This window comes from Pantoea sp. RG18, from assembly GCF_025910075.1.
Classification (GTDB): domain Bacteria; phylum Pseudomonadota; class Gammaproteobacteria; order Enterobacterales; family Enterobacteriaceae; genus Pantoea; species Pantoea agglomerans.
Genome location: NZ_JAPCIL010000002.1, coordinates 1 through 13,090, shown reverse-complemented (window position 1 = coordinate 13,090; position 13,090 = coordinate 1). Strand labels below are relative to the sequence as shown.

Here is a 13,090-nt window from a genome sequence, read left to right as displayed (position 1 = left end):
AATGGGTCAGGTAAAGCTTTATATTGAAAAAGAATTAAGCTGGTTATCCTTTAATGAACGGGTTTTGCAGGAAGCAGCAGACAAAAGCAATCCACTGATTGAGCGGATGCGCTTTCTGGGTATCTACTCCAATAATCTCGACGAATTCTATAAAGTGCGTTTCGCCGACCTCAAACGCCGCATTCTGATTGGTGAAGAGCAGGGTTCCGCCAGTACGCCACGCCATCTGTTTAAGAAAATTCAGCAGCGGGTAATGAAGTCCGATCAGGAGTTTGATGCGTTATATAACGATCTGCTGCTGGAGATGGCACGTAACCAGATCTTCCTGATCAACGAACGTCAGCTCTCATCCAATCAGCAGGCGTGGCTGCGCCACTACTTCAAGCACGAGCTGCGTCAGCATATCTCGCCGATTCTGATCACCCATGAAACGGATCTGACCGAATTCCTTAAAGATGACTACACCTACCTGGCGGTAGAGATCATTCGCGGTGACAATATTCAGTATGCGCTGCTGGAAATTCCGTCCGACAAAGTCCCGCGTTTCATCAATTTACCGGCAGAGCCACCGCGCCGCCGTAAGCCAATGATCCTGCTGGATAACATCTTGCGCTACTGCCTGGATGACATTTTTAAAGGTTTCTACGACTACGACGCGCTCAACGCCTATTCAATGAAAATGACGCGTGACGCCGAGTACGACCTGGTCACGGAGATGGAGTCGAGCCTGCTGGAGCTGATGTCCTCCAGCCTGAAGCAGCGACTGACGGCGGAACCGGTGCGTTTCGTCTACCAGCGCGATATGCCAGACACGATGGTGTCGCTGCTGTGCCACAAGCTTTCCATCTCAAACCTGGACTCCATCCTGCCAGGCGGCCGCTACCACAACTTCAAAGACTTTATCGGCTTCCCTAACGTCGGCAAAAATAACCTGGTGAACCGCCCGCTGCCGCAGATTCGCCACATCGGCTTTGATGGCTTCCGCAACGGCTTTGATGCGATTCGCAATCGCGACGTGCTGCTCTACTACCCGTACCACACCTTTGAGCATGTGCTGGAGCTGCTGCGTCAGGCGTCGTTCGACCCCAGCGTGCTGGCGATAAAAATCAACATCTACCGCGTTGCTAAACACTCCCGCATCATGGATGCGATGATCCATGCCGCCTACAACGGTAAAAAAGTCACGGTGGTGGTGGAGCTGCAGGCGCGCTTTGATGAAGAAGCCAATATTTACTGGGCGAAACGCCTGACTGAAGCGGGCGTGCATGTCATTTTCTCCGCACCAGGCCTGAAGATCCACGCCAAGCTGTTCCTGATTTCACGCCGCGAAGGCGAAGAGATTGTGCGCTACGCGCATATCGGTACCGGCAACTTTAACGAGAAAACCGCGCGTCTCTATACGGATTACTCGTTGCTGACCGCGGATGCGCGCATCACCAATGAAGTGCGTCGGGTGTTCAACTTTATTGAGAATCCCTACCGGCCCGTGACGTTCGATCATCTGATGGTCTCGCCGCAGAACTCGCGCCGGATGCTGTATGAGCTAATCGACACCGAAATTGCTAATGCGCAGCAGAATAAGCCCTGCGGCATTACTCTGAAAATCAACAATCTGGTGGACAAAGGCTTGGTTGATCGGCTTTATACAGCCTCCAGCGTAGGGGTGAAGGTCAATCTTCTGGTGCGCGGAATGTGCTCATTAATCCCTGACTTGCCCGGGATCAGTGAAAATATTCGTGTCATCAGTATTGTTGACCGTTATCTGGAACACGATCGCGTCTATATTTTTGAGAATGGCGGCGAAAAGAAGGTGTTCCTCTCCTCCGCTGACTGGATGACACGTAACATTGATTACCGTATCGAAGTGGCAGTGGCGATACTCGATCCCCACATCCGGCAGCGCATACTCGACATTATTGCTATTCAGTTGAGTGATACGGTGAAAGCCCGCATCGTCGATAAAGAGTTGAGTAACCATTACGTCCAGCGCGGCAATCGTCGTAAAGTGCGATCGCAGCTGGCCATTTATGATTACATCAAGAAACTGGAACAACCTGAATAAATCCTATGCCAATTTCTCATAAAAGTACGCCAAAACCCCAGGAGTTTGCGGCGATTGACCTGGGCTCGAACAGTTTCCATATGGTGATTGCGCGGGTTGTCGATGGTGCGATGCAGGTACTGGGCCGCCTTAAACAGCGCGTCCATCTGGCTGACGGACTGGATGCCCGGCACAACCTCAGCGAGGAAGCGATGGAGCGGGGGTTAGCCTGCCTGGCCCTGTTCGCCGAGCGCCTGCAGGGGTTCAGTCCGAGCAACGTGACGATTGTCGGTACCCATACGCTGCGCGAGGCGGTCAACGCCGAAACCTTCCTGCAACGTGCGGCCGAGGTGATCCCCTATCCGATCGAGGTGATTTCGGGCCATGAAGAGGCTCGCCTGATCTTTATGGGCGTTGAACATACCCAGCCGGAGAAAGGCCGCAAGCTGGTGATCGATATCGGCGGCGGATCAACCGAGCTGGTCATTGGCGAGGATTTTGAACCGCAACTGGTTGAGAGCCGACGCATGGGTTGCGTCAGTTTCGCCCAGCTCTATTTCCCGAAAGGTGAAATCAGCCGTGAAAACTTCCGTCGCGCCCGTTTAGCGGCCGCGCAGAAGCTGGAAACGCTGGCGTGGCAATATCGTCTGCATGGCTGGCAATATGCGCTGGGCGCGTCCGGCACCATCAAAGCCGCCTGCGAAGTGCTGCTGGCGATGGATGAAAAAGAGAAGCTGATTACGCCTGAGCGCCTCGAAAAGCTTTATGACGAGGTGATGAAACACAAATCCTTTGCTGCACTCAGCCTGCCGGGTCTGTCGGAAGAGCGTAAAGGCGTGTTTGTACCCGGGCTGGCGATTCTGTGCGGCGTATTTGATGCGCTGGCCATTCGCGAATTGCGCCTCTCCGACGGTGCGCTGCGTGAAGGTGTGCTCTATGAGATGGAGGGCCGTTTCCGCCATCAGGATATTCGTAGCCGTACTGCACAGAGTCTGGCGAACCATTACGCTATCGACAGCGATCAGGCACGACGCGTGCTCGACACCACCGAGCAGCTTTATCTGCAGTGGCGCGAGCAGAATCAGAAACTGGCGAATCCACAACTGGCCGCACTGCTGAAATGGGCGGCGATGCTGCACGAAGTGGGCCTGACCATCAATCACAGCGGCCTGCAACGCCATTCAGCCTATATTCTTCAAAACACCAACCTGCCGGGCTTCAATCAGGATCAGCAGATGCTGCTGGCGGCGCTGGTCAGATTCCATCGTAAAGCGATAAAGCTTGATGAGCTGCCGCGCGTGACGCTGTTCAAGAAAAAGCAGTTTGTACCGCTGATCTTCCTGCTTCGCCTGGGTACCCTGTTGAATAATCAGCGACAGGCCACCACGCGTCCGGAGGCGTTAACCCTGAAATGCGATGATGGCCACTGGACGCTGACCTTCCCGGCGGGCTACTTCACGCAGAACAACCTGGTTCAGCTCGATCTTGAACGGGAGCAGGTTTACTGGAATGACGTCACGGGATGGAAACTGATCCTCGAAGAAGAAGTCTGACAACACGGGCGCCTGGCGCCCGTTTAACTGAAATGATGAATATGACACAACCAACCGCACCCCTTTCAGGCGAAAACTATTTTGCCGAAACCTATGGTTTAACGCCGCCCCACTCCGAAGTGGTTGCGGCGCTGCCCCAGCTCAACGTCGGCAAGGCGCTTGACCTTGGCTGTGGCGTGGGACGCAATACGCTGTTTCTGAATCAGCACGGTTTTGACGTCACGGCGTGGGATCATAATCCGCAAAGCCTGGCGCGCCTGCAGGAGATTATTGCGCAGGAAAATCTCAGCGGCATTCATACCGAGCAGCGCGACCTGAACAACACGCGCTTTAATGGCGGCTTCAACTTTGTGCTGTCGACTGTGGTGATGATGTTCCTGCAGCCGCAGACTATTCCGCAGCTGATTGCCGACATGCAGGCCTGTACGGTCAGAGACGGTTTTAACCTGATCGTGGCGGCGATGAACACGGACGATATGCCCTGCCCGGCTGATTTCTCCTTTGCGTTTAAATCAGGTGAGCTCAGCCACTACTACCGCAACTGGCACATCGTGAAGTACAACGAGCACCCCGGTCAGCTGCATCGCACAGATGAAAATGGCAACCGCATCACCTGTCGGTTTGCGACGCTGCTGGCGCAAAAAGCGAGTTACTGATCTTTATCTGCTGTTTTTTTCAACAGCGATTGATTTCATCAGGCGACTGTGACTAAATATTGCAGTCGCCCCAGATGGGGTCATTACAGGAACCACCCCGCGTGAACAGCGCTATTTCTCCCCGAAGACGTCAAAAAACCGGCACCATGACCCGCATTGTGCTGCTGATTAGTTTTATCATTCTTTTTAGTCGCCTGATTTTTATCCTGCCTGCTGCCTTCGAGCATCATCAGCAACAGAAAGCTATTCCTGAACCGGTTGCCATAACATCAGGCGATACGCGATAGCGAATAACCAATAACGACATTTCGCCTGAAACGCACCTGAAACTTAAACGTTATCCAGATAACTGGACTCTTTTTTGCATCCCTTTTTCAGGCGAAACGCTACACTTCGTGCTGGTGCTTTCAGACTTAAGGGATCCAATGTGTCTGCCTCTCACTCTCAACGTTTAAGTGAAATACGTCATCGCATTCTGACGCTGCTGCTCAGCGAGCACGATCTGGTTGATGCCCTGCTGGAGAAATCGGGCGATCTCAATCCTGAACAGCAACGTGAAAATGCGGCCCAGCGTGACGCGCTGGAGCAGGACATTCTGCAACTGCATGCCGCTGACCTCGCGGATATTCTCGAAGCCCTGCCCGAAGAAGAACGTCAGGCGCTGTGGCGGCTGGTGCCGAACGAGCGGCGCGGCCATGTGCTGGTTGAAGCGTCTGAAACGGTCTGGGCCAGCCTCACCGAAGAGATGAGCGACCGCGATATCCTGCGCGCTATCCAGCCGCTGGATATCGACGATCAGGTCTGGCTGGCGCGTTATCTGCCACGTGACCTGACCGGACGCCTGCTGGCAACGGTGGAGCCCGCCCTGCGCGCCCGCATGCTCGATATGGTGCAGCTTGACCGTGACCGCGTAGGCCGGGTGATGGATTTCAATATCCTGACGGTGCGTGAAGATGTCACGCTTGCAACGGTGCAACGCTTTCTGCGCAAGCGCAAAAGCATGCCGGGCGGTACCGATAAACTCTTCATCACCAATAAAGATAATCAGCTGCTGGGCGAGCTGCTGCTGACGGACATCCTGCTTAACAAACCCAAAACCCTGGTGAGCGACGTGATGAACGCCCGCCCTACCACCTTCCAGCTCAATGATAAGGCCGAAGACGCTGCCAGTGCCTTTGAACGTTATAACCTCATTTCAGCCGCCGTCACCGACGCCAAGGGCAAGCTGATTGGCCGCGTGACCATTGAAGACATCATCGACCTGGTGAATGCCGAAAACGAAAGCAACATTCGTAAAATGGGGGGTATCAGTCAGGAAGAGGATGTGTTTGCGCCGGTGCGTAAATCGGTACGTAAACGCTGGGCCTGGCTGGCGATTAATCTCTGCACTGCCTTTGTCGCCTCCCGGGTTATCGGGCTGTTTGAAGGGACGATTTCGCAAATCGTGGCGCTGGCCACGCTGATGCCGATCGTCGCGGGTATCGGCGGCAATACCGGTAATCAGACCATCACCATGATTGTGCGGGCGCTGGCCTTACATCAGGTTGAACCGGGCAACTTTTCGTTTTTGATCGTCCGCGAACTTGGCGTGGCGCTAATCAACGGCCTGTTCTGGGGCGGCATCATGGGCGGCATCACCTGGATGATGTATGACAATATGGCGCTGGGCGGCGTTATGATGCTGGCCATGGCGCTTAATCTGCTGCTGGCCGCGCTGATGGGCGTGCTGGTGCCGCTGGTCATGACTAAAATGAATCGCGATCCCGCCGTCGGCTCCAGCGTATTGATCACCGCCCTTACCGACACCGGCGGCTTCTTTATTTTCCTGGGGCTGGCGACGATCTTCCTGCTGCCGCACTAATCGTCAGGCTTGCAGACCGTAACGTTGCAGCGACCCGTTAAGATTGCGCTGCCGCGTTACCTGTGCCAGCTCTCGGGTCGCCGCAGGCAGCGTATAGTTACCACGCTGACTCAGCCACTCCAGCACATCCGCTAAGTGCCAGATGGCGGTTTTACCGTCATGCACCGGCAGCGGAAACGGCGGGCGGTGGCTGAGCATCAGCTTACGCATATTCTGACGCGTCATGCCGATGATCTCCGCAACATCCGTCAATCCCACAAAATCGGGTGCGGCTTCCACCAGCGTGGCACCCGGTATCGCACGCAACACATCCTCTTCTGCCTGCATCAATACATCCGTTGCAGAGTCAGATTCCCGGGTGAACTCCAGTGCAATTCTGCCCGGCATGCCCAGGCCGATTAGCGCATCATCACAGCCTGCCGCTGCCAGCGTTTCCAGCAGTTCATCCACCGGCGCATGCCCTTCCGGCAGGCTGAACCGTAATGTGAAACAATATTCCATATGCTTCTCCTTGTGCTGCATCAGGACTTCAGATAGTGACAGTTGTCGACCACGCGTCGCAGCGCGCGGGCATGCTGATGTGCGTTTTTTGGTGTGCTCCAGATACAGGTCAGACAAAACTCCCCACATCGGCACATCAACAGATTTTTCGGACAGTACATTTTGCCCCAGGCGTGATGGCCTCCCGTGACGACCAGCCAGCCATGGGATTCGGCGTAACGTAACGCCGTTTCGATCTCTTTGTTGGGATGCCGCTTCCTTGCCATGTTTTTCCCTATCCTGACGCCGAATTGATAAGTTGTCAACTGACAACCTGATGAAATTATCTTAGTGCGGCTCAGCATGCTCAGACTTTTTCTCGCAGTAAAACAGTCAGGGTATAAACTGGAAAACGTCACACAAAAAACGATCAGCGCCAGAAGTCATCTGGCAGCAGAAACGATAATCAACGGAGGCAATATGTTTAAAGCAGAGGATTTTGTTCAGTCGAAAACCGGCGGCCCGAAAATGCAGGTGCTGCGCGTAGAAGGCGATACCTTATGGTGTGCACGCGTTGATGATGCGGCGAGAAAAGAGATCGAAGTGAAAGCAGAGAGCGTCAATCTCTATCACGAAGAGGGTGACTTTGGCGTGTGCTGAGGTGAAACGGCCCCTGACGGGGCCAGACTGTCAGGGCTTATCCTGCTGAAGGTTGTCATTTCCCAGGCCGCCAATAAACGGCAGACGCAGCCGGAACGGTGTGAAATCGACTCCCATGTTCAGACCCAGCAGATTGACTTCAAATCCCTCTTCTGCACCCAGCGTCACTCCCGCCACGCCCAGAATCGACACCTGCAGGCCGCGCCCGGATGGCGGCAGCCCGACCGGACGCCACAGTGGCCGGTAATCTTTTCCCAGCGCGTTAGCGGGTAGATCAAGCCTTAAAGCGGGTACTTCGCGGCCAATATGCGCCAGGAAGGTGTTGCTGTTTGGTCCAGGCCAGGCGCGATAGGTTGTCGGCCACGGATAGGATTTAATGGCGGCTTCAATCTGCGGGATCATCGCTTCTGCTTCCGGTCCGCGATGTTCCACCAGCAGCCGCGGTTTTGCGCCATACCAGTAGCCATCAGGCAGGTTGGTGTTGCGCCGGACTTTATCGCCGCTGCCCCAGCTAATCACTTCGTAGCGAGTGAAACGCGTTTCACCTGCGCGCTTGAAGATGATCCACGGATGCACCGCCACCGCCCCTTTCCAGCCGTAAGTCGGCGCAGCATAGACCTGTACGATAGCCAGGCTATATAAAGCGCGCGGGTCGGGCGCTATCCCGGCCGAATCGCGGCGGGCCGACCACCAGCCGCCCTGCTCTGTGTTATCGCTGTGACGCGTCGCCTGCGCGATGCTGGCTCCCAGCGATAGCAGCAGTACGGCAACAAAAAACAGGCTGAACACTTTAAGTGAGAGCATGACAACATTCCTGGTGACGTAAGAATCGCGAAACGCCTGTTCAGCAGACGGTTTCAGTAAGCGGCGGCTTTGGGATACGGACGATCGATGAAAGCGGCGGGTAAAAGCGGGACACAACTGACGTCAGTTGCGGGCTTTTACTGCATGGAGGATAGCGTAATTCCCGGCAAAGTGAACAGGAAAACACCAGCGACGGACCTTGATGTGCTGAAAGGTTAAAACAGCGAGTCTGCGCAAGGTCAGAGCAATAAAAAAAGCCCGCTGAGGAGCGGGCTGCAGACTTATCAGGGATTAACTGGCTGAGGCCAGGTTATTCCCACTCAATCGTCGCTGGTGGCTTACCGCTGATGTCATACACCACGCGGGAGATGCCGTCGACTTCATTGATGATGCGGTTAGAGACACGACCCAGGAAATCATATGGCAGGTGCGCCCAGTGTGCGGTCATAAAGTCGATGGTTTCCACCGCACGCAGCGAGACAACCCAGTCATATTTACGGCCATCACCCATCACGCCGACTGAACGTACCGGCAGGAAGACGGTGAAGGCCTGGCTGACTTTGTTATAGAGATCCGCTTTATGCAGCTCTTCAATGAAGATGGCATCGGCACGGCGCAGCAGGTCGCAATACTCTTTCTTCACTTCGCCCAGCACGCGCACGCCCAGACCTGGGCCCGGGAACGGATGGCGATAGAGCATGTCGTAAGGCAGGCCCAGCTCCAGACCAATCTTACGCACTTCATCTTTGAACAGCTCACGCAGCGGCTCAACCAGGCCCATCTTCATCTCTTTCGGCAGGCCGCCGACGTTGTGATGCGATTTGATGACGTGCGCCTTACCGGTTGCAGAGGCCGCAGACTCAATAACATCCGGATAGATGGTGCCCTGTGCCAGCCACTTAACGTCCTGCAGCTTCAGCGCTTCTTCGTCGAAGACTTCCACAAAGACGCGACCGATAATTTTACGTTTCGCTTCCGGCTCATTCTCACCTGCCAGCGCGTCGAGGAAGCGCGCTTCGCCTTCAACGTGAATAATGTTGAGGCCGAAGTGGTCGCCAAACATATCCATAACCTGTTGTGCTTCGTTCAGGCGCAGCAGGCCGTTATCTACGAACACACAGGTCAGACGGTCGCCAATGGCGCGATGCAGCAGCATTGCCGTCACGGAGGAGTCAACACCACCTGACAGGCCAAGGATCACTTTGTCGTTGCCGACCTGCACACGCAGGCGTTCAACCGCATCTTCAATGATTTTGGCTGGCGTCCACAGGGCTTCACATTCACAGATGTCGATAACGAAGCGCTCAAGCATCCGCAGGCCCTGGCGGGTATGGGTCACTTCCGGGTGGAACTGCACGCCGTAGAAACGCTTCTCTTCGTTAGCCATGATGGCGAACGGACAGGTTTCTGTGCTGGCAACGGTAACGAAGTCAGCCGGGATCGCCGTGACTTTGTCGCCGTGGCTCATCCAGACATCCAGCAGCGGTTTGCCAGCGGCGCTGATCGCATCTTCAATATCGCGAACCAGGGCGCTTGGCGTCGTCACTTCAACCTGCGCATAACCAAACTCGCGCTCGGTTGAGCCAGCAACGGTGCCGCCCAACTGCATCGCCATCGTCTGCATACCGTAGCAGACACCCAGCACCGGCACGCCAGCGCTGAAGACATATTCAGGCGCACGCGGGCTGTTCAGTTCGGTGGTGCTCTCCGGGCCACCGGAAAGAATGATGCCGCTTGGATTGAACTGGCGAATCTGCTCTTCGGTGACATCCCATGCCCAGAGTTCACAGTAAACGCCCAGCTCGCGCACGCGACGTGCAACCAACTGAGTATATTGTGAGCCGAAATCGAGAATCAGAATGCGATGCTTATGGATATTTTCCGTCGTCATTGAGGGTTTTCCAGAACGGTGACTTGATCAATAAAAGCGCCCGGCTGAAGCCGGGCGGGAAATCGGGATTATGAACCCATGCGATAGTTCGGTGACTCTTTGGTGATGGTCACATCATGCACGTGGCTCTCATTGATGCCGGCGCCGCTGATGCGGACAAACTCCGCCTTAGTGCGCAGGTCATCAATGGTCGGGCAACCGGTCAGGCCCATGCACGAGCGCAGTCCGCCCATCTGCTGATGCACGATCTCTTTCAGACGGCCTTTATAGGCCACGCGACCTTCGATACCTTCCGGCACCAGTTTGTCAGCGGCGTTATCGGTCTGGAAGTAGCGGTCAGAAGAGCCTTTAGACATCGCGCCCAGTGAACCCATACCGCGATAGGATTTGAACGAACGGCCCTGATAGAGTTCGATCTCGCCCGGTGACTCTTCGGTCCCCGCCAGCATCGAACCGACCATGACACAGGACGCACCGGCGGCGATCGCTTTCGCGATGTCACCGGAGAAACGGATACCGCCATCGGCAATCACCGGAATACCGGTGCCTTCCAGCGCGGTGACTGCGTCAGAGACGGCTGTGATCTGCGGAACGCCCACGCCGGTTACGATACGGGTAGTACAGATAGAGCCCGGGCCGATACCCACTTTAACGGCGCTGACGCCTGCCGCAACCAGCGCCAGTGCGCCGGCACCGGTGGCTACGTTGCCGCCGACGATTTCAAGGTCCGGGTATTTGGCACGGGTTTCACGGATACGTGACAGCACGCCTTCAGAATGGCCGTGTGAAGAGTCAATCAGCAGCACGTCAACGCCCGCTGCAACCAGCGCATCGATACGCTCTTCGTTACCTGCACCTGCGCCAACTGCCGCACCGACACGCAGACGACCCTGCTCATCTTTACAGGCGTTAGGTTTACGTTCGGCTTTCTGGAAATCTTTAACGGTGATCATGCCCAGCAGATGGAAGCTGTCATCCACCACCAGCGCTTTCTCAACGCGCTTTTCATGCATCCTGTGCAGCACCACATCGCGCGCTTCGCCCTCTTTCACCGTCACCAGACGATCTTTCGGGGTCATGACTGCAGAGACAGGCTGAGAAAGGTCAGTGACAAAGCGCACGTCACGACCGGTGATGATACCCACCAGTTCGTTGTCGCGGTTAACTACCGGATAGCCCGCAAAGCCGTTGCGCTCGGTCAGCGCTTTGACGTCAGCCAGTGGGGTGGTTGGCAGGACGGTCTGTGGTTCAGTCACCACGCCGCTTTCATGTTTCTTCACCTTGCGCACTTCGTCCGCCTGGCGTTCGATTGACATATTTTTATGGATGAAGCCAAGGCCGCCTTCCTGTGCCAGCGCAATCGCCAGACCTGACTCGGTCACGGTGTCCATGGCAGCGGAGAGCATAGGAATATTTAAACGGATATTTTTGGTCAGCTGAGTGCTGAGATCGGCCGTATTCGGCAGGACGGTGGAGTGTGCAGGGACGAGCAGAACGTCGTCAAAAGTGAGTGCTTCTTTAGCGATTCTTAACATGGCAATACTCCACCTCGGGTGATTGAGAATAGATAAAATATTGCCGCGGCATTATACAGGCCGTAATCGATTGCCTCCAGCATTATTTACGAAAAACTCTTGATCCGCACTGACAGCCCTGTAGTATCGATGAATTAACCTGCTGATTTGGAATTTGATCTTCGTCACATGTCGCTGCCACCCATCGCCAATATTTTTACCGTCAGCCGTCTCAATACGACAGTGCGTCAGCTGCTGGAGAAAGAGATGGGCCTGGTCTGGATCAGCGCCGAGATCTCCAACTTCACGCAACCGGCATCCGGTCACTGGTACTTCACGCTGAAAGATGATGGCGCTCAGGTTCGCTGTGCTATGTTCCGCAACAGTAACCGACGCGTTACCTTTCGTCCGCAGCATGGTCAGCAGGTGCTGGTTCGCGCCAACATCACTCTCTATGAGCCACGCGGTGACTATCAGCTGATTGCCGAAAGTATGCATCCGGCGGGTGAAGGCTTGCTGCAGCAGCAGTTTGAACTGCTGAAAGCAAAACTGGCCACCGAAGGACTGTTTGATCCGCAGCATAAGCAACCGCTGCCGGAACCGGCGCGTCAGGTCGGGGTAATCACCTCTTCCACCGGCGCGGCGCTGCACGATGTGTTACGCGTGCTGCATCGCCGTGATCCCTCCCTGCCCGTGGTCATCTACCCGACCGTAGTTCAGGGCGTCGATGCGCCAGCGGCTATCGTCCGCGCAATTGAAATCGCCAACCTGCGCAACGAGTGCGACGTCTTAATTGTCGGACGCGGCGGCGGTTCGCTGGAAGATTTGTGGGGCTTTAACGATGAACGCGTGGCGCGCGCCATTTTTGCCAGCCGCATTCCCATCGTCAGCGCGGTGGGTCATGAAACCGATGTCACCATTGCCGACTTCGTTGCCGATTTACGTGCACCCACCCCTTCCGCCGCGGCTGAAATTGTCAGCCGTAACCAGCTGGAGTTGCTGCGTCAGTTGCAGTCACAGCAACAGCGGCTGGAGATGGCGATGGATTACTACCTGGCACGTCAGCAGCGGCTTTACTCCCGCCTTGAGCATCGTCTGCAACAGCAGCATCCGCAGCTGCGTCTGGCCCGTCAGCAGACCGCCCTGTTCCGCCTGCAGCAGCGACTGGGAGAAGCGATGGAAACCCGCCTGCGTCAGGCCACGCGTCAGCAGGATCGCCTGTCGCATCGACTCAATGCCCAGCAGCCTCAGCAGCGGCTGTTCGATGCGCAAAAACAGCTGCAAAGCTGGCACTACCGCCTGCAGCAGAGCATGACAAAACAGCTGAGCACCAGCAAACAGCACTTTGGTCAGTTGGTGGCGCAACTGGAAGGCGTCAGCCCGCTGGCGACGCTGGCGCGCGGTTTTAGCGTGACCACCGACACCGCCGGACAGGTGGTGAAGAAAACCGCACAGCTCCAGAGCGGCGACCTGCTCCGTACCCGTCTTGATGATGGCTGGGTTGAAAGCCAGGTGACGCAGTTACTGCCTGAGAAAAAGCGCCGCCGCAAAACCGCCTCCTGACTCTGCCCGTCAGCTCACACTTTTACACTTAACGCTGGCCTGACTAATGAGGTTTAACCAGCCTGAA

General features: G+C 55.7%; 12 protein-coding genes. 7 read left to right on the top strand and 5 right to left on the bottom strand.

Going from position 1 to position 13,090, the window contains the following annotated elements; translation table 11 throughout:
• The first annotated feature begins 1 nt into the window (after position 1).
• From ppk1 to mgtE, 5 genes are all read left to right on the top strand, one after another.
• Positions 2 to 2,062: a polyphosphate kinase 1 gene (gene ppk1, locus OK409_RS00575; protein ID WP_010671333.1), complete on the top strand. Its 2,061-nt coding sequence runs from the start codon at positions 2 to 4 to the stop codon at positions 2,060 to 2,062.
• 5 nt (positions 2,063 to 2,067) lie between these two features.
• Positions 2,068 to 3,594: an exopolyphosphatase gene (gene ppx, locus OK409_RS00570; RefSeq protein WP_010260078.1), complete on the top strand. Its 1,527-nt coding sequence runs from the start codon at positions 2,068 to 2,070 to the stop codon at positions 3,592 to 3,594.
• 41 nt (positions 3,595 to 3,635) lie between these two features.
• Positions 3,636 to 4,250, top strand: a complete 615-nt coding sequence (tehB, locus tag OK409_RS00565) for a tellurite resistance methyltransferase TehB (RefSeq protein WP_010671332.1) — start codon at positions 3,636 to 3,638, stop codon at positions 4,248 to 4,250.
• Positions 4,251 to 4,351: 101 nt separating this feature from the next.
• On the top strand, positions 4,352 to 4,537 hold the full coding sequence (locus OK409_RS00560) for a YfgG family protein (protein WP_010671331.1): 186 nt from the start codon (positions 4,352 to 4,354) through the stop codon (positions 4,535 to 4,537).
• Between the two features lie 140 nt (positions 4,538 to 4,677).
• Complete coding sequence (gene mgtE / locus OK409_RS00555; RefSeq protein WP_031594028.1) at positions 4,678 to 6,111, top strand: magnesium transporter; 1,434 nt, start codon at positions 4,678 to 4,680, stop codon at positions 6,109 to 6,111.
• A gap of 3 nt (positions 6,112 to 6,114) precedes the next feature.
• Here mgtE and OK409_RS00550 read toward each other — a convergent pair whose 3' ends face one another.
• Positions 6,115 to 6,612 (bottom strand): helix-turn-helix transcriptional regulator, encoded by a 498-nt coding sequence (locus tag OK409_RS00550; RefSeq protein WP_033788084.1) that lies wholly within the window; start codon positions 6,610 to 6,612, stop codon positions 6,115 to 6,117.
• Positions 6,613 to 6,632: 20 nt separating this feature from the next.
• The gene (locus tag OK409_RS00545; protein WP_010671328.1) at positions 6,633 to 6,878 is read right to left on the bottom strand and encodes a hypothetical protein; all 246 of its coding nucleotides are present in this window, start codon (positions 6,876 to 6,878) and stop codon (positions 6,633 to 6,635) included.
• 193 nt (positions 6,879 to 7,071) lie between these two features.
• On the opposite strand from OK409_RS00545, the gene OK409_RS00540 reads away from it, so the two are divergent.
• Positions 7,072 to 7,251 carry a hypothetical protein gene (locus OK409_RS00540; RefSeq protein ID WP_029519437.1) on the top strand — a complete coding sequence of 60 codons (180 nt, stop codon included), beginning with the start codon at positions 7,072 to 7,074 and terminating at the stop codon, positions 7,249 to 7,251.
• 30 nt (positions 7,252 to 7,281) lie between these two features.
• Here the strand turns inward: OK409_RS00540 and OK409_RS00535 are convergent, their stop codons facing one another.
• The 3 genes from OK409_RS00535 to guaB all read right to left on the bottom strand — a co-directional run bounded on the left by OK409_RS00535 (position 7,282) and on the right by guaB (position 11,481).
• Entirely contained in the window at positions 7,282 to 8,055 is a 774-nt protein-coding gene (locus OK409_RS00535) for a DUF3750 domain-containing protein (protein WP_264366641.1), read from the bottom strand.
• Between the two features lie 310 nt (positions 8,056 to 8,365).
• Complete coding sequence (gene guaA, locus OK409_RS00530; RefSeq protein WP_010671325.1) at positions 8,366 to 9,946, bottom strand: glutamine-hydrolyzing GMP synthase; 1,581 nt, start codon at positions 9,944 to 9,946, stop codon at positions 8,366 to 8,368.
• Between the two features lie 68 nt (positions 9,947 to 10,014).
• Complete coding sequence (gene guaB, locus OK409_RS00525; RefSeq protein ID WP_010671324.1) at positions 10,015 to 11,481, bottom strand: IMP dehydrogenase; 1,467 nt, start codon at positions 11,479 to 11,481, stop codon at positions 10,015 to 10,017.
• Positions 11,482 to 11,649: 168 nt separating this feature from the next.
• On the opposite strand from guaB, the gene xseA reads away from it, so the two are divergent.
• Positions 11,650 to 13,023: an exodeoxyribonuclease VII large subunit gene (xseA, locus tag OK409_RS00520; RefSeq protein WP_033758621.1), complete on the top strand. Its 1,374-nt coding sequence runs from the start codon at positions 11,650 to 11,652 to the stop codon at positions 13,021 to 13,023.
• Positions 13,024 to 13,090 lie beyond the last annotated feature (67 nt).